Here is a 16,353-nt window from a genome sequence, read left to right on the forward strand (position 1 = left end):
AGATTTAGATGGAAATCACCGGGCCAAGTGGGTCACTTCTGGATGGAAATCAACAGTCAATCACTAGGGAAAAGCTGAACAAGATGCTCCAAGGCGGCCAGTTCGACTCCGCTCACCATGGCAAACTGCGATACAGGGACAATACCCGACTCATCGCGTCGTCGAATGCGGGCAGGTCACCATCCACGTCGTCGGCTAAATCTTGGTAGCCGGCGCGTGCCATCGCGACTACCGCATCGGCTTCCATGGATTCAATGTTCGGGGCGATGCCTTTGGAGCCACATGACGCCACCAATATTTCGTGGACCTTGGCAAGCTCCTCAGTTGTCAGCGCAGGTCCCGACTCCAGCAACATCCAGATGTCGTAGACATCTTGTCGGCGATTTCGTTTGCGAACGGGCTGTTGTAACAGGGACCGCATCTTCTCCGCCAGAACATTGTTCAACGTGTAGGAGTGAATAGTTGCACCCCCCTCCAGTTCCAGCACCTCCACATCAAAGACGGCCTCATTGAAGCTGTAGTCGATTTCCACGACCTGCGGCGACGTTCCCGCCTCCAAACGGGCCATGGCAGCCGCATTGCTGCGAGCGGCGAATCCAATTTTTAGCACCAAGCTGTGATGGGTCTTGTTTTCTCCCTTAGGCTGAACCTTGTGTGACTGAAGACGGCATGCCGTTGCGTAAGGTAGGCGGTCCTCTGCAGAAAGCAGCCCGTCTTTCAGCTCTGCCAAAGTCGCATCAGCACTTTCTGCCGTGTATCGCTCTCTGGTGGAAAAATCAAGGTCCCGGGTATACCGAGAGCTGTCATAGCGGATAGCCAGTAGCAGGCCACCCTTCATCACCATCTTGGCACTCAGATTCTGGGAGTGACCAATGCTGTCGAGGATGGTATGCACCGCTTCCCTGAAACCTTGCTGCCCCTGCGGGGCCTGTGCAACCCATGTTTCGATTTCTACTTCGTTCATGGCTCACCGGACTCAAGTTGCGTACCTTCCAGCGAAGGCACGTTGACCGATAGTGCCCATCGCTCCGAGAAAAATGGCGAGTATTCCGCTTGGGGATCCAATTTCCGAGAGCCGCCCCGCTGAACCGCGGAAGCCCAATCATCAATCACTGGGTCGAATCTGCCGCATACCTGTTCCAACAGGTAACCGGCCCGGGCCTTCTCAATCAACGTTCCGTGGCTGCTCACTTCGTCAAGGATGAGCTTGAAGTACTTACCTGCATATTCGCGGTATGTATCGACGACATGTAACATGCCCCCGCACGAGTCCGGCTCGCGAAGCATGTCCAGGAACGTTCGCCCGACCATTGCCACGCGTATAGGCGGGGACTTGATGATCTTGAAGGCGCCCCGATGTGAACGACGCATCAATTCAACACGCACGCCATCGATGCGCTCAATCTTCTGAAATCTCAACGCTGGCAGCTTGGCCGCAAGGTAGCCTTCTTTGAATTCCTTGAGGTCCTTGTCCATGCGTGCCTCTGCCTGTTCTTTCCATTCTTGGGCCGGCGGGGTGGACAGATACAGGACCTTAGGAAGTCGGTCTGTGATGCCGTGGTACTCCATGGCGCTGAGATGGCTCACATAGGCGAACGGGTCAACCGAACAGGCCACCTCCATGGACAGCGGCCTGTTTCGCCCAAAAATATGAAACACCGAGCCCGGTTTGAACTCCTTTGCCGATGAAATCAGCCCGAAGGACGTCAGCATGCGGACCAGTTCCGTATACACATGCAACGTAATGGCATGATTTTCAGCATGGGTGGAGGCCAGCACACCCAGTTCGTACCCGGTTACAACGGGGCGCTCCCACGCCCCCAGTCGCTCCTGGACAGGTCTGACCAGTGCGCTCAGGGCCTCAGGCGGGATTGGCTTTTCATTCACAGGATAAAATACGTGTCCTTAGGACACGTATTTTATCCTGTGATATCGAATCCGTAAAGTCCGGAAAGTTTGAAAAATCTACTGCTATACGCTATGATGCGTCCTTAGGACGCATCATAGCGTATAGCACAGCCTGAATTGTTGTTCAAGCAGTGCCCTACCCTTCCATCTGCCCGTCTACCCAGACAGATAAGCATTGTCGAGCAAACGGACCTTGCCATACATGGCCGGTTCAGCACAGGTTGGCAGGTTGCGGCACGTTCAAGTATCGTTGGAGCTGACTAAACCATCCTCCGGGTGTTGAATTCCATCCAGAAGTGTCTACCTGAGGGTCAGGATTGCGTGGAAATCAACCGCCCAGCTGCAAGGACTTCGCTCCAGCCAACCACCTAGGTCTACGCCTTTTGATTGTCGCCCCGGTTCACCGCCATGGAGGAGGCCTCGGCGGCCATGCGCAAGTCGGCGAGCTGTGAAATCACCGCAATACTGATTGGATATCGCATCACTTGAACAAAAGTAATGCGAACATCAAACTCCTCCTCGTGAACCAGTCCGACCACATCCTCGAACTGGCCCGGCACCGGCGCGTGCGGCGGATCTACGCGAGCACGGCCGGTCGCCGCAGCTGCTGATCCGGCTGCACCAGACCGGCAAGTTGCAACGGCTGGCCCGTGGCCTGTATGGACTGCCCGACGCTGAAGTGCTTGACCGGCGGACAACGAACTCGCGCACCGTGCAGTTCTACATGGCCAGTAGGCTCGAAAGCACAGTTCCGTGAAGAATCATCGCAGGTGAGGGTGCTCCAGATCTAGACAAACAGACCAACGCTCCACATCGCGAGCACCTTGACTCATCGGACCAGGCGCTCTTCGGCGGAATGCGGCCAGGCACCGGCCATGCGACCGTTCTCTTCCACGAGCGCCGTGACCTTCGTTGGAGGTGAGATCGCAGTGGCTTGCGCGTTCCGCTGCCCGCCCGCCCGCCCCAAGTGCTCGACAAATCCGTCGAAGGCAGTCAACAAGGGCTGGAACCGCGCCGCATCGCCTTCCAGTTGGCACAAGGCCAAACAGGTCGCTTCCAGCGTGGACAGTTGGTCAGCCCCATGGGCTTTGCGGACATGGTAGCGCGAAGGCGGAACATCGCGCAGAGCCAAGCGTGGCAACTGTTGCAGCGGCGGGCTTAGGCAGAGCATCTTGCGGCTTTTGCGCCAAGTGCCGTCGAGGACGATCAGGCGCAGGCGCGATGGGGTTTGCAACCATGCGGGCGATGGCGCGGGTGGGGATGGGGCGCGCGGATGCGTGGCGGTTTCTTGAAGGCTGTCCGGGTACAGCAGCAGTGTGCGCTTGCCGTCCGCCGGCCAGGCCGGCGTCGCAAAGGCCTCACCGACAACCAAGAGGCAGTGCGCCAGGTGCCGTAGGCGCAACCCAGCAGCAGAGGCAGGCGCTGAGCGGGCGCGAGCACGCGGTGCACCGAGGGCGTACGAATGATGCGGCGGACATGGCCAGATCTTATGCGGCTTGCACGGCTAGACGATGCGTGGAAATGGATGTCTCTGAGCTTGGGCGCGACGACCGGCAGCTCTGGAGCAAGACGCAAGACCGCCTCGGGCACGATGCCACGGCAGTCTGGTTGAAAGCAGATGGAATGAGCGGCCGAAGCTAGCGGCGCTGCATGCTTCATGGCCAGTGCTCCCCAAGCGTTCTCCAACACATGGCAGCACCAGGATGGCGCAAGGATCGGCTGGTGCCACTGGCCTGCAGGGCGTCCATGGCCTGCGATGGGGAGCTTGGTGCGGGCGGCTGACTTCTGGGGGAGGCAATGAGCTGAAGTTCCCCGGGCACGACCATGAGGACTGCGACCGGGTGATTCAAGAACCGGCGGCTGTTACGAGCACCTTGGCTTCCTGCACCATGTTTTTGCCGAACAGGAATCCTGCGCCGACGAAGTACCGGGTGTCGAGCCCGCCCTGGGTCAACGTCCTGACGGGGCCGCACACCAGGGTATAGGCATCGCGCACCGAATGAACGCAGGGTCGCCTCGGCCCTCGTTCGGCACGGATGCCGCGGCGCCGGTATCGGGTCTTCGCGCGCCGCAGCGACCCCGCGGCGCCCGTCTTGGAAACTGGCAGATTGCGCAGTTGTGCCAGTCGTGCGATTCCCCAACGATGCAGAGGCCTCCCACCCACCCAGGAGCCTCTCATGCGCACCCTCTTGATCGACAACTACGATTCGTTCACCTACAACCTCTACCAGTATCTGGCTGCCTGCAACGGGCAGCCACCGATCGTCCTGCGCAACGACGAAAAGCCCTGGGAGGAAGTGGAACGCCTGCCGTTCGACAACATCGTGATCTCGCCGGGCCCCGGGCGCCCGCAACACGCCGCAGACCTGGGGATCTCGGCGGACGCGCTGCGGCACTCCCACAAGCCCGTACTCGGCGTTTGCCTGGGCCACCAGGCGATCGCCCACCATTGCGGCGCGAAGGTCGACCTCGCGATGCGACCGATGCACGGGCGCCTGGACCGCATCTCCCATTCGCAGCGCAGTCTCTTTCGTGGCATTCCCGACCGCTTCGAGGCGGTGCGGTACCACTCCCTGGCGGTTACTCAGCTGCCATCGTCCCTGGAACCGCTGGCCTGGACGTCTGACGGCACACTGATGGCCTTGTGCCACGTGGCTCGCCCCTGGTGGGGCGTGCAGTTTCATCCGGAGTCGATCTGCACGGAATTCGGCGCGCGGCTGCTGCGCAACTTCCGGGAGTTGACGCAGGAGTGGTACGCGCAGGCGAGGCGGCGAGAGCTTCGCGACGGCGCCGGCGCCTCCCTGCGGTTCGAAGGTCCCCATGCACTCTCGCTGCACGCCGAGTGCGTCGACACGGCCGCCGACGCGGAAGACGTCTTCGTGAACGCCTTCGGGCACAGCGACTGCGCGTTCTGGCTCGACAGCAGCCTCACCGAAGCCGGGCGGGCACGTTTTTCGTTCATGGGCGATGCCAGCGGGCCGCGCGCCCAGGTGCTGACCTACTGCACGGCGCCGCGCGAGCTGCTGGTGCGCCGGGGGGGCGTCGTCCAGGTACGCGACGAAAGCATCTTCGACTACCTGCGCACGCACATCCCCGACGTACCGCTCCAATCCCCCTGGCTTCCGTTCGATTTCACCGGCGGCTTCGTGGGTTACTACGGCTACGAGCTCAAGCGGGAGCTGGATGGCTCTCGCGCGCACGGTGCGGACACACCGGACGCCGCATGGATCCTCGCCGATCGCTTCCTCGCGTTCGACCATGCGGAGCAACAGGTCTGGATCGCCTGCCTGGACGAGGCCACGCCGGGCGATGAGAACCGCCGCTGGATGCAGGCCATGCGCGAGTGCCTCGCCAGCGTACCGAAAGCCGCCCTCTCCAGCAACGACGCAGCCCACGACCTGCAGCCGCTGGCATGGCGCCTGGACCTGCAGACCTACCGGGACCTCATTCTTCGATGCCAGCATGAAATCCTGCAGGGCGAGACCTACGAGGTCTGCCTCACGAATCAACTGGCGGGCGAGGGGCGCATCCGGGCGCTGGACATCTACCGCGTCCTGCGCCAGCACAATCCGGCACCCTATGCCGCCTATCTGCGCATCGGCGGCTGCACGGTGCTGTGCGCCTCCCCCGAACTCTTCCTGCGCATCTCCGGCGACCGCACGGTGGAGTCCAAGCCGATCAAGGGGACCGCCGCGCGCGGCGCAACGCCCGAGGAGGACCTTGCGATCGCCGAGGCGATGACCGCCGACGAGAAGACCCGCGCGGAGAACCTGATGATCGTCGACCTGCTGCGCAACGACCTCAATCGGGTCTGCGAGATCGACAGCGTCCATGTCCCGAGCCTGTTCGCCGTGGAAACCTACGCCACGGTGCATCAGCTCGTCAGCACCATCCGGGGCCGGTTGCGCGCCGACCTGGGCGCGGTGGACTGTGTGCGCGCCGCTTTTCCCGGCGGCTCCATGACCGGAGCGCCCAAGGTGCGCACGATGAGGATCCTGGACGAGATCGAAGGTGCTGCACGCGGCATCTACTCCGGCAGCATCGGCTATCTGTCACTCAACGGCACAACGCAGCTCAACATCGTGATCCGCACCCTGGTGGCAGCCAACGGCCGGATCTCCATCGGCGCGGGGGGCGCCATCGTCGCGATGTCCGACCCCGATGACGAAGTCGCGGAGATCGTCCTCAAGGCCCAGGCCCTGTGGGACGTGCTCAGGCAATGCGGCGCCCCTCTGGGCGCGGTGCCGGGCATGCCGCCGCCCTCCTCGCCCGCGCCATGAACCCGGCGCATGCCCATCGCAGGGGCATCGCTCTGATGCTGGCGGCCATGGGTTGCTACGCGCTCAACGATGCGCTCGTCAAGCTGTGCGCACGGGATCTGCCGCCGGGCCAAGTCTTGGCCGTGCGTGGCGCCTTTGCCAGCCTGCTCGTCCTGCCCCTCGCCTGGGGAGCGCGAGGCAACTGGCGCGCCGCGCTCGAACCGATCGTCCTCGCGCGCTGCGGCCTGGAGGTCGGCACCGCCTTCACTTCCGTGCTGGCGCTGTCGCTGGCCTCGTTGGCCACCGTGAGCACCCTGATGATGACCGCGCCGCTGATGATCGCGCTGTCGGCGATGGCGCTGCGCTGGGAGCCCTGGCAAGGCGGGCGCCTGCTCGTGGCCGGCATCGGCTTCGCCGGCGTCTTGCTGGTGATCCAGCCGACGGCACGACCGGATGCTTCGGCCGCCGGGCACGTCTGTGCCTTGCTGTGCGCCGCTTCGCTGGCCGGGCGCGATCTGTTGACGCGTCGCATCCCGGCGGAGATCCCTTCCGCGGCGATCGCAGTCGCAACCACCTTTGCCGTCTGCGTGGTCGGACTGCTGCTGAGCGGCGTCGAGCACTGGGGCGTCCTGCGCCAGCGGGACGTCATGGCACTGGCCGGGGCGGCCGCCTGCGCCGCGCTGGGCAACTATGCGCTCATCGCCGCCTGCCGCGGCGTCGATCTCTCGGTCATCATGCCTTTTCGCTACAGCCTCATCGTCTGGGCCATGCTGCTGGGCTACTTCATCTGGCATGACACACCCCGCCCAGGCGCCATCATCGGTGTCCTCCTCATTGCCGCGGCAGGTGTAAGCGCCCTCTGGACGATGCGACGCTCCTGAACGAGCGCGCGCGATCTCCGGCGAGCGGTCAGCGCGGTTGCCCTCCTCGCACTGCCGCCTTGCGTCGGATCGTTTCGCCGCCCTCGGCAACTGCCAGTTCTGCCAGTGCACCGGCGTTTTACGGGACGCTTTAATGCGGCTTCATTGAGCGAGAGAGCGCCATGGAGATCATCACCGGGACCGTCGATTCTTTCTCCGCGGAGATGCTGTTCGACATGGCTCGCTACAGGCACCGGGTCTTCGTCGAGAAGCTGGGCTGGGATCTGGACACACGCGCGCGGTTCGAGCTGGATGAATTCGATCGCAAGGACACCGCGTATCTGATTGCCCGTAACGCCGACGGCCAGATCGTCGGGACCGGCCGCCTGCTCTCGACCCATCGGCCCTATCTTCTGGCCACCGTGTTCCCCGAGCTGCTGGGCAGCAAGCCGGCGCCATGCTCGCCGAAGATCTGGGAGTTGTCGCGGTTCGCGGCCGTGGATCTGGACGCTCGGCCGGGTGCGCCGCATGAGGATCTCCTCAGATCGTCGCTGGCGCTGGAGATGCTGAGCGTGGCGATGCGCACCGTCGCGCAGAAAGGAGCTCAGAGACTGATCAGCGTCTCGCCGTTGGGCGTGGAGCGCATCCTGCGCCAGGCGGGTCTGCGTGCGCGCCGCTTGGCACCGCCGGTGCGCATCGGCCGCCGGCATCTGTTCGCCTGCGCGATCGACGTGGACAGCACCTGGCGTCCGGGCCCCGGTCGCCAGGACGGCGCCCACCGATGATCAGGCGCACCGTGTCATGCACCGGCCGCGAAGGCACGCTCAGCTCAGCTCAGGACCCCGAGGCGCGAGGAAAGCGCCACCGCCGAACTCTTGTTGTTGGCATGCAGTTTGGCCATTACATTCCTGACATGGAAGTTCACCGTTCGCTCGGAGATGTCCAGGATGATCGCGATTTCCTCGCTCGTCTTGCCGTCGGCCGTCCATCGCATCACCTCCACCTCGCGGCTGGTCAACGGCGCGAGTTCGAGCCAGGGGCTCTCTCCAAGACGGGGCGACAGCACCCGGTGGGCCGTGCTGGCAAGCCACTGAAGCAAGGGATCCTTGGTGCGCAGCTCTGCGGCCGTGAGCGGCTCGCTCGAGCGCGCAAGCGACAGCATGCCCACGCGGCCATCGGCGTCGAAGACCGACTGCGCCCATCCGACGCGCAACCCGAAAGAGCGCGCTTCATCCCACATCTGCGGCGTGTCCCGAAAGACGTCATCGCACCAGATGACCGGTGCCCGGCTGCGCGACCCGTGAATGGCGGTGGGATCGATCCCAAGGTAGCCCTGCTCCAGGTACCGGCGATTCCATTGCGCATCGTAGGTGCTGAGCATCCGGGCCTCGAATCGGGTGAATGGAAAGAGGACGCGCAGTCCATAAGCACAGCTCTCGAAGCCGAGATGCCTCGCCGCCACGTGGATCAGCTCGAGCGCCTGGGATGCCTCGTTCACTTCGCTCAACTGGCCGAGAACATCTTGTGTCCAATCATTCATGGAGGCCCCTTCCTACATCCCCGGGGCGCCGCCAGCGATCGCGGCGCGCGGTCTCAACGGAATCTTGATGCAGCGCCCGTAGGCTGCGGTCGCTGCGTCGTCCAACCTCGCCATATTTACCGAGCTCGGCGACACCTTCCAGATGTGCCTTTGAAGCAAGGACCAACAGTCTAGAAGCGATGTTCCACCCTATGACAGCGAAATGACCACCATTTCTGCCAATCTCACGGGACGCCAACATGCAAGTCTGGGCAGCCTCGAAAGAAGCTCCGCCGGATGACCGCGACACGCTTCCCGATCTAGGGATCCATGCCCCTCAGCGATGCACACGGTCTGGTTTCTGCTGCTGCCGGGATTTCCTCTCGTCGACGTCAGCAGCATGCTTGCGGTCTTCGAGGGCGCCAACGCGCTGCGCCATGACGAAGACAAGGTGGCCGCCTATGCCGTGCAGCTGGTCTCCATTGAGGGCCGCGCGGTCTGCAGTTCCAGCGGCGTCCTGCTGGCAGCGCAGGTATTGCCGCATCGGCTCGACGGGTATGCGAATTCGCTCGTCATCACGGGCGGGCCCCGGGCGGGGAGTGAACCCGCTGGCAGGAGCGATGTGCAGCGTCTTCAGGGATGGTTCTCGAACAACCAGCAGCACCTGGTTCGCTGCGCGGCTGTCGATGTCGACGCGCTTGCGCTGACACCGAGGCCCGCCCCGGCGCGCCGGCCGACAGGTTCCCCGTCCCTCGGCTTGTCGGCCCTCAAGAAAAGGCCGTCGGACTGGACCGCCGCCTCCCCCGTCTCGCCGCGTTGGCGGCTCATCGAGGCGGGCCAGGGAACGGACCTCGCATTGTCATGGCTCGAGGCGGATCAGGGATCTGTCTTCGCAGACACGCTGGCCGAGCGCCTGCCAGAACCGCGCAGTCGGCGCTACGGACCGATGCGCTACCGCAGCAGCCTGATCGATCACCCTGCGCCGGACCCGCGGATCGCCATGCTGCACGCGTGGATCGCTGCACACCTGCACGAAAAGCTCGATGTGGCCCGGCTGGCGCAGCGATTTCCCATGTCCACGCGCTCGTTCACCCGCCTCTACAGTCGCGCGACGGGATTCACGCCAGCACATGGCGTGCAGCAGATTCGCCTGGACACGGCATGTCGCCTGATCGAAGCGGGCACACGCCCCCTCAAGACCATTGCGGCGCAATGCGGCTACAGCTCGCAGGAAGTGATGCGCAGAACATTCCTTCGCGTCCTGGGCATGACACCCCGCGAGTACCGGCAACACCACATGATCCCAATGAGCAAGCCCGGCGCGTCCCGGTGATCACTGGGGCGGCTATCCCTCCGTGGCCCAGCACACGGGGCGCAGTTCGGCCAACGGCAGCACGACGCGGAATCCATCGGCGAAACAGACTTCCCCGACATCACTGCTGCAGGCCCTGAGACGCAGAGACCCGCGCTGCCCCTTGTGATCCACCACCAGTACCGTGCGCCCGCCACTGGCGACCGGCGCCGCCCGATGGGTGCGCGCCGGCGACGTCGCATGCGAGGGGTCCGTGCGCTCCATCGTTTCGTCGAGCTTCGATCGATTGATCGCGTGGCCTTGTGCCAGAAGCTCCTGCACCGCCTGCGGCCGGTTGCGCACCGCCGTCACCAGCCGGTACAGCGTGCGCACATCGCCACCGATCCGGCCTTGCTCCACGGCTTGCCGCAACTGCGTCGGCGCGTCGTTGAGACTGGCCGCCTCGGTGATGAAAGAGCGCGGCTTGCCCAGCCTGCGCGCTATCTCCGCGCGGGTATGCCCTTCCCTCTCCCGCTCGGCGATGAAGGTGGACAGATCGAAGGGCGACATGTCTTCGCGGTGCAGGTTCTCCACCGCTTGCGCAAAAGGATCGACGCGCTCGTCGATGAAGCCCGGCACGCTCAGCAGGCCCGCTTGTCGGGCCGCACGCACCCTGCGCTCGCCTCGATTGACGATGTACCGGCCCACATGAGCGGGGTGGCTGCGCAGCGAGACGGGCTCGAGCACGCCATGCCTGCGTATCGATTCGGCCAGCTCGGCGATCCCCTCCGTCCGCATGCCCCTGCGCGGTTGGCCGGGATCGAGGTCGATCGCATCCAGCGCCACCTGCCTCGGCGCTGCGGGCGCAAGACGGTCCGTCCCTTCGGCCAGCAGGTCCGTCGCCTTGAACCGGGACAGCGAGCTCAGGTCCAGTTCCTTCGTTGGGCTCATGCGCTCTCCCCCGGCGCCCCCGCGGCGGCTTCCGGCGCGAGGATGCGCTGCTGGAGCAAGCCGAACACCTTCGTCACCTCAAGGCTCGCCTCGCGCGCCGCGCTCCTGGGCGAGCGCCACACCGGCACACCCGTGGCGAGCGCCTCGGGGATGGCGGAGCGTGTCGAGATCCGCGCCGGAATCACGAGTTCGTGGAAGTTCGCCACCAGCTGCTGCATCGCTGCCTTCTGCCGCGAGGAATGGGCATTGAACCGGTTCAGCACAATCCCCGCCAGCCGCAGCTGCGCGTTGTAGCGGTGCTTGATGCCGAAAACGGTCTTGAGCATGTCCGTCACGCCATCGATGCTGTACTCCTCCAGCTCGATCGGACACGCCACCGCCGTCGCGGCCATCAGCGCTGCCGTCATGCGCAGGCCCAGCGCCGGCGGGGTATCGATGACCACGGTATCGAACGCCCGCGCCAAGTCGGCGACGCTTCTGCGAAATGCGGGAATCACCACCTCCGGCCTCGCAAGCTCGACGTCGGCCAGCTGCCTGCAGCCGGCCATCAGCACGATGGAAGATTCGCTGCGCGGAAAGGCCGGGATCGCACCCGAGTCAAACAATGCCCGGGCGCCGCTGTCCGCGCGGTACTGGCGCAACGACTTGGTGCTGTTGGCTTGACCGTCCAGGTCGATCACGCAGACGGCCTGCCGCCGCAGGTCGGCCAGCCAATGCGTATACAACACGCTCAGTGTGGACTTGCCGACGCCACCCTTCTGATTGCCGAAGACCACCACGTTGCCCATGATCCGCTCCTCGCGATGCGGAACTTCACGGCATCGCAATGCGGAATTTCGCACCTCGCTTGCGAGGAGCGCCACTGTCAAAAGAGCCAGTAGACCTGCCAGGCAGCATGGGCAGACAGTGCGCCCATGCGATTCAAGGACTTTCAACGCGGCGACCTGGCGAGCAAGGGCATCCAGACCGCCCTGGCCACCTTGGTGGTCATCGCGTCCGGCGCGGCCTGCACGGGCATTGTGCAGGCGCAGGCGCAGGGTTCCTCCGCGCCTCGGCGCATCGTCACCCCGTCCGAGCAAGGCGAGCGCGACAGTGAACGGACCGAGATCCTTCGGCAGGAGTTGAAGAGGTCCGAGGAGGAGCTCGAAGGCCTCGAGAGACACCGCGCCGAACACCTCGGTGCATCCGACCCGGAGACTGCGAACCAGGCCGCGCGGCAGCAGGCCCGGCTGCGCGCCGACATCGCCGCCTTGAAGCGCGAATTGGCTTCGACGGCACGCAATCTCGGTGGGACGCCGGCCCAGGCCCCGGCCCGCGACCGGGCGGGTGCGGGCCGCCTGGCTGCGATCGCGAGCACCACCGCGCCGGCGCTGCGGTGGTGGGACGTCTACGGCGCCCGTCGCCAGGCCAAAAGACCCGCACCGCTTCCGAGCGCACCGCAACAGGCACTCGATGTCCACGCTGGGGGCGCCACCAGAAAGGAGTAAGCCATCATGCCTGTCGGAATCCGTCGAGCGTGGCCGTTGCTGCTCGTGGGCCTTTTGATCGTGCTGCCGGAACTGGCCATCGCCAGCAGTCCGTTCGCCAGGGGTGCCAACGCCACGCAGCAGCAACTCGTCACCATCCTCACCCCGCTGGCAGCCGTCGCGGTCATGGTCTCCGGGGCCATGGCCTGGTTCGGGCGCCTGAGCTGGTGGTGGATGGTTGCAGTGGTCATCGGGACCGTGCTGGTCTTCGGCGGTCCGCAGATCGTGACATGGATCCGGGGCCTGTTCGGGGTCTGAAAGGCAGGTGCCATGAGCCGCAACCAAGGCATCGTCGTCGACGCGTTGTTCGTCGGCATGACCCGGCCCCCGATGGTCTGGGGAGTCACCTACTCGGCCATGATGTTCAACATCGTGGTCACGAGCGAATCCTTCATCGTGACCAAGAACCTCGCGTGGCTGCTGGCGTTCTTGCCGATCCACGGCATGCTCTTCCTGGTCTGCCTGCATGAGCCGCGCTTCTTCGACCTGCTGCAGCTGTGGGGGCGCACCCGGCTGCCGGCCATGGTCAACGGCAATCTGCGATTCTGGCGTGCCAACTCGTACAGCCCCCTCGCGGTGGATCTGCCGGACGCGCACGGACGGCGGCGCTCGCGCCCGGTCGAGGTGCTTTATCGGGCGCGGCCTGAAAGGGGCAAGCAATGCACCTGCTGAGCCGCTCCGAAAGAACGCTGCAGCGCGAACTCAGCGCCGCCGCGATGATTCCCCTGACCGCCCATGTCGATGCGCACGTTGCGAGAACGCGCGCCGGGGACTATGTCCAGACGCTGCGCCTGGGCGGCATCAGCTTCGAGAGCGCGGACGACGAGGACATCAACAACTGGCATGAACGACTCAACGTCCTGTTGCGCAACATCGCCTCTCCCCACCTGGCGCTGTGGACCCATGTGGTGCGACGCCGCGAGCTCGGTTATCCCACGGGCCGGACGGTCCCGGGTTTCGCTGGTGAGGTCGAACAGCGCTATCGGCAGAAGATGGCGGGGCAGAGGCTGATGGTCAATGAGCTCTACCTGTCGACCGTCTTTCGGCCCCAATCCACACGGGTGGGCAATGCCGCGTTGCGTCTGCTCAAGCGCACCGATAGCGAAGGCGAGCGCGCGGAGCTTCGCGACTCCCTGGACCTGTGCGACAAGCTGCGCCAGGAATTGCTTGTCGCCCTGGAGCGCTACGATCCGCAGCCTCTGGGCATCTATCAACCCGAAGACAGCGGCAGTCTCTGTTCCTCGCTCGCGGAGTTCTACGGCTTGCTGATCAACGGGGAGTGGCAGCGCATGCCGCTGACGCGGGCGCCTCTTGACGAGGTTCTGGCGACCACGCGGCCGTTCTTTGGTCATGAAGCCATGGAATACCGCACGGGCACCCAAACCCGGATCGGCGCCTTCCTCGGCATCAAAGAGTACCCGACACCCACGGCGCCGGGCATGTTCGACGCCTTGCTGACGGCCCCGTTTCCCTTCGTGCTGACCCAGAGCTTCACCTTCCTCGCCAAGGGCAGCGCCACGGACATGATGAGCCGCCAATACCGTCGGATGGCGGCCGCCGGAGATCTGGCGCTGTCCCAGGCGGAAGAGCTCAAGGAGGCCCTGGACGACCTCGCGAGCAACCGGTTCGTCGCGGGAGACCATCATTTCAGCCTCCACGTGCTGGCCGATGTTGAGGACGGCGTCGGCGGGCGCGTGCACCAGCCCCGCCTGAAGCAGCTCAACGACCACATGGCCCGTGCCCGATACCTGTTGGGCGACACCGGGATGGTCGTCGCCCGCGAGGACCTCGCGCTGGAGGCAGCCTTCTGGGCCCAGCTGCCGGGAAACTTCGGCTACCGCAGCCGCAAGGCGCCGATCACGAGCCGCAACTTCGCGGCGATGTCGCCGTTCCACAACTTTCCCCACGGGCCGCGCGACAGGCAACTACTGGGGCAGCGCGCTGACGATGTTCATGACCCGCGCGGGGTCTCCCTACTATTTCTCGCTGCACGCGAGCGACCCGCGCAGTCCCGATGGCGGCAGCCGACGCGACGTGGGACACCTCACCGGCGTGGGTCCAGTTGGTACGGGCAAGACCACCCTGCTGGGTTTCTGCATGGCGGCCATCTGCAATCGCCTGGATGCCACCCAGATCATCTTCGACAAGGACGAGGGCCTGCACATCCTGGTGCGGGCACTCGGCGGCCAGTACCTGCCCATCCAGAACGGCGCGCCGACGGGCTGCAATCCCCTGCAACTCGACGACTCGATGCCCGACAACGTCGAATTCATGCGGCGTTGGCTGCGCCGCCTGGTCTTGCGCACGCCCGGCGACAGCCTGACGGTGCGCCAGGAGGATGACCTCGACCAGGCGCTCCAAGGCACGCTGCGCCTGGCACGCCCCTTTCGGTGCCTCTCTCGGCTGGTCTCCTTTCTGGACGTCACCGACCCCGAAGGCATGCACGCGCGGCTGCGCAGATGGTGTTCGTCGGAGAACGGCGCCTATGGCTGGGTCTTCGACAACGACGAAGACCGCGTGGCGCCCCTGCTTTCGCGCCACGCGCTGGTCGGCTTCGACGTCACGGATTTCCTGGACAACGAGGTCGTGCGCGCGCCGTTGACCATGTATCTCTTCCATCTGGTCCACACGATGGTGGACGGACGTCCCCTGGTGTGCTGGATGGACGAATTCGCCAAGCTCCTGGACGATCCCGCCTTCGCCACGTTCGCCAAAAACGGCCTGGAAACCTGGCGAAAGAAGAACGCCAGCATTGTCACCTTTACGCAGAGCACCAGCCACGTGCTCGATTCCAGCATCGCCCGGGCCATCGTCGAGCAGACGCCAACCAAGATCCTGTTTCCGAATCCGGAAGCGGACCATGACGAATACACGCAGGGCTTCAATCTGACGGACCGGGAGTTCGCACTGATCAAGCAGGAACTCGAACCCGGTTCGCGGCAGTTTCTGATCAAGCAGAACCATGTGAGCGTCGTGGCGCAGCTCGACCTCAGGGGCTTCGACGATGCGCTGCACGTCATCTCGGGGCGCACCGGCAATGTCCGTCTCATGCGCGAATTCATCAGGATGCTGGGCCCGCATCCGGATCAATGGCTGGCGCCTTTCCGCGCGACGCTGGCAGGAGGGCCTCCCCCGTCAACGTCTTCTCAGGAGGATTCCCATGCGTAGACATCTTCTCGCCCTCTTCATCGCCGGCGCCACTTTTCTGGCGCCGCTGCAGGCCAGGGCCGGCATCCCGGTGATCGACTTCACGGCGATTGCCAATCTCATCCAGCAGGTCATGTACTGGCAACAGCAGATTTCTGCGATGCAAAAGCAGTACGAACAGCTCCAGCAGACGAAGAACCAGCTCACGCAGACGTACAACGCGATGACGGGTCCCCGAGGAATGGAGCAACTGCTTCAGACCTCCGATGCGGCGCGCAACTATCTCCCGACCAGCTACGGCGACCTGATGGGCACGGTCAACGGTTCGTCGACCAGTTACGCCGGCCTGAGCAACCTCGTGCAATCCGTCATGAAGGCCAACAGCGTACTGTCGAGCACCCAGATGGACGCGCTCAGTCCCGAGCTTCGCCAGGTCGTCGAGCAGGGGCGGCGATCGGCGGCCATGCTCAACGGCACGACCCGAAGCGCCTACCAGAACACCAGCCAGCGCTTCTCCGCATTGCAGCAACTGATCGACCGCATTGCCTCCGCCCAGGACCCGAAGGCCATCCAGGATCTGCAGGCCAGGATCCAGGCCGAGCAGAACATGCTCACGAACGAGCAGACGAAGCTGCAGGCGCTGTATCAGATGGCGCAGGCCGAAGAGGCTATTCGAACTCAACGCATCCGCGAGAAAGCCGCTAGCGACATCGGCAGCATCAAGACGATCTCAGCAGTCAACTACTGAGCAACGAAGGAGTCTGAAATGCCTGGACGCAAATGGGCGTACGTTCTAGTTTCCATCTTGGCCGCAGGCATCTACGCGGTCGCACAAGTCAGTGAAAGACGCCACCCTGCAACGCCCGCCGACCCTCCAGCACGGATGCGATCG

The 16,353-nt window shown here is 64.3% G+C and carries 19 protein-coding genes; 11 read left to right on the forward strand and 8 right to left on the reverse strand.

Going from position 1 to position 16,353, the window contains the following annotated elements; genetic code table 11:
- Positions 1 to 112: 112 nt before the first annotated feature.
- From QRN67_RS15450 to QRN67_RS15460, 3 genes are all read right to left on the reverse strand, one after another.
- The gene (locus tag QRN67_RS15450) at positions 113 to 964 is read right to left on the reverse strand and encodes a nucleotidyl transferase AbiEii/AbiGii toxin family protein (protein WP_285412470.1); all 852 of its coding nucleotides are present in this window, start codon (positions 962 to 964) and stop codon (positions 113 to 115) included.
- Positions 961 to 1,779, reverse strand: coding sequence for a type IV toxin-antitoxin system AbiEi family antitoxin domain-containing protein (locus QRN67_RS15455; protein WP_285412471.1), 819 nt, complete (start codon positions 1,777 to 1,779; stop codon positions 961 to 963). The genes QRN67_RS15450 and QRN67_RS15455 overlap by 4 nt, the downstream gene beginning before the upstream one ends.
- Positions 1,780 to 2,282: 503 nt before the next feature.
- The gene (locus QRN67_RS15460; RefSeq protein WP_285412472.1) at positions 2,283 to 2,468 is read right to left on the reverse strand and encodes a hypothetical protein; all 186 of its coding nucleotides are present in this window, start codon (positions 2,466 to 2,468) and stop codon (positions 2,283 to 2,285) included.
- 50 nt (positions 2,469 to 2,518) lie between these two features.
- On the opposite strand from QRN67_RS15460, the gene QRN67_RS15465 reads away from it, so the two are divergent.
- On the forward strand, positions 2,519 to 2,665 hold the full coding sequence (locus tag QRN67_RS15465; RefSeq protein WP_285412768.1) for a hypothetical protein: 147 nt from the start codon (positions 2,519 to 2,521) through the stop codon (positions 2,663 to 2,665).
- Between the two features lie 72 nt (positions 2,666 to 2,737).
- Here the strand turns inward: QRN67_RS15465 and QRN67_RS15470 are convergent, their stop codons facing one another.
- The gene (locus QRN67_RS15470) at positions 2,738 to 3,280 is read right to left on the reverse strand and encodes a DTW domain-containing protein (RefSeq protein WP_350226887.1); all 543 of its coding nucleotides are present in this window, start codon (positions 3,278 to 3,280) and stop codon (positions 2,738 to 2,740) included.
- Positions 3,281 to 3,754: 474 nt separating this feature from the next.
- Complete coding sequence (locus tag QRN67_RS15475; protein ID WP_285412473.1) at positions 3,755 to 3,904, reverse strand: hypothetical protein; 150 nt, start codon at positions 3,902 to 3,904, stop codon at positions 3,755 to 3,757.
- A gap of 181 nt (positions 3,905 to 4,085) precedes the next feature.
- Here QRN67_RS15475 and pabB point away from each other — a divergent pair, with 181 nt between their 5' ends.
- The 3 genes from pabB (at position 4,086) to QRN67_RS15490 (ending at position 7,812) form a co-directional block, all read left to right on the forward strand.
- Complete coding sequence (gene pabB, locus QRN67_RS15480; protein ID WP_285412474.1) at positions 4,086 to 6,188, forward strand: aminodeoxychorismate synthase component I; 2,103 nt, start codon at positions 4,086 to 4,088, stop codon at positions 6,186 to 6,188.
- Positions 6,185 to 7,048, forward strand: coding sequence for a DMT family transporter (locus QRN67_RS15485; protein WP_285412475.1), 864 nt, complete (start codon positions 6,185 to 6,187; stop codon positions 7,046 to 7,048). Before pabB ends, QRN67_RS15485 begins: the two co-directional genes overlap by 4 nt.
- Before the next feature lie 161 nt (positions 7,049 to 7,209).
- A complete protein-coding gene (locus QRN67_RS15490; RefSeq protein ID WP_285412476.1) occupies positions 7,210 to 7,812 on the forward strand; it encodes an acyl-homoserine-lactone synthase in 603 nt (200 codons plus the stop codon).
- Positions 7,813 to 7,856: 44 nt separating this feature from the next.
- Here the strand turns inward: QRN67_RS15490 and QRN67_RS15495 are convergent, their stop codons facing one another.
- The gene (locus QRN67_RS15495; protein ID WP_285412477.1) at positions 7,857 to 8,567 is read right to left on the reverse strand and encodes an autoinducer binding domain-containing protein; all 711 of its coding nucleotides are present in this window, start codon (positions 8,565 to 8,567) and stop codon (positions 7,857 to 7,859) included.
- A gap of 322 nt (positions 8,568 to 8,889) precedes the next feature.
- Between QRN67_RS15495 and QRN67_RS15500 the strand changes: the two genes are divergently transcribed.
- The gene (locus QRN67_RS15500; RefSeq protein ID WP_285412478.1) at positions 8,890 to 9,879 is read left to right on the forward strand and encodes a GlxA family transcriptional regulator; all 990 of its coding nucleotides are present in this window, start codon (positions 8,890 to 8,892) and stop codon (positions 9,877 to 9,879) included.
- A 12-nt stretch (positions 9,880 to 9,891) separates the two neighbouring features.
- Here QRN67_RS15500 and QRN67_RS15505 read toward each other — a convergent pair whose 3' ends face one another.
- Together QRN67_RS15505 and QRN67_RS15510 are read right to left on the reverse strand one after the other, a co-directional pair.
- Positions 9,892 to 10,788 (reverse strand): ParB/RepB/Spo0J family partition protein, encoded by an 897-nt coding sequence (locus QRN67_RS15505; protein ID WP_285412479.1) that lies wholly within the window; start codon positions 10,786 to 10,788, stop codon positions 9,892 to 9,894.
- Positions 10,785 to 11,576, reverse strand: a complete 792-nt coding sequence (locus tag QRN67_RS15510; protein WP_285412480.1) for a ParA family protein — start codon at positions 11,574 to 11,576, stop codon at positions 10,785 to 10,787. Before QRN67_RS15510 ends, QRN67_RS15505 begins: the two co-directional genes overlap by 4 nt.
- A 126-nt stretch (positions 11,577 to 11,702) precedes the next feature.
- Between QRN67_RS15510 and QRN67_RS15515 the strand changes: the two genes are divergently transcribed.
- From QRN67_RS15515 to QRN67_RS15540, 6 genes are read left to right on the forward strand one after another with little or no spacing between them, the layout of a single operon-like run.
- Entirely contained in the window at positions 11,703 to 12,275 is a 573-nt protein-coding gene (locus QRN67_RS15515) for a hypothetical protein (RefSeq protein ID WP_285412481.1), read from the forward strand.
- A 6-nt stretch (positions 12,276 to 12,281) separates the two neighbouring features.
- The gene (locus QRN67_RS15520) at positions 12,282 to 12,572 is read left to right on the forward strand and encodes a TrbC/VirB2 family protein (RefSeq protein WP_205368219.1); all 291 of its coding nucleotides are present in this window, start codon (positions 12,282 to 12,284) and stop codon (positions 12,570 to 12,572) included.
- Positions 12,573 to 12,584: 12 nt separating this feature from the next.
- Positions 12,585 to 12,986 (forward strand): VirB3 family type IV secretion system protein, encoded by a 402-nt coding sequence (locus tag QRN67_RS15525; protein ID WP_285412482.1) that lies wholly within the window; start codon positions 12,585 to 12,587, stop codon positions 12,984 to 12,986.
- Complete coding sequence (locus QRN67_RS15530) at positions 12,974 to 14,656, forward strand: VirB4 family type IV secretion/conjugal transfer ATPase (RefSeq protein ID WP_285412483.1); 1,683 nt, start codon at positions 12,974 to 12,976, stop codon at positions 14,654 to 14,656. Before QRN67_RS15525 ends, QRN67_RS15530 begins: the two co-directional genes overlap by 13 nt.
- Complete coding sequence (locus tag QRN67_RS15535; protein WP_285412484.1) at positions 14,565 to 15,482, forward strand: VirB4 family type IV secretion/conjugal transfer ATPase; 918 nt, start codon at positions 14,565 to 14,567, stop codon at positions 15,480 to 15,482. The genes QRN67_RS15530 and QRN67_RS15535 overlap by 92 nt, the downstream gene beginning before the upstream one ends.
- A complete protein-coding gene (locus QRN67_RS15540; protein ID WP_285412485.1) occupies positions 15,475 to 16,209 on the forward strand; it encodes a TrbJ/VirB5 family protein in 735 nt (244 codons plus the stop codon). Before QRN67_RS15535 ends, QRN67_RS15540 begins: the two co-directional genes overlap by 8 nt.
- The last annotated feature ends 144 nt before the right edge of the window (positions 16,210 to 16,353 follow it).

The organism is Variovorax sp. efr-133-TYG-130, from assembly GCF_030208835.1.
Taxonomy (GTDB): Bacteria; Pseudomonadota; Gammaproteobacteria; order Burkholderiales; family Burkholderiaceae_C; genus Variovorax.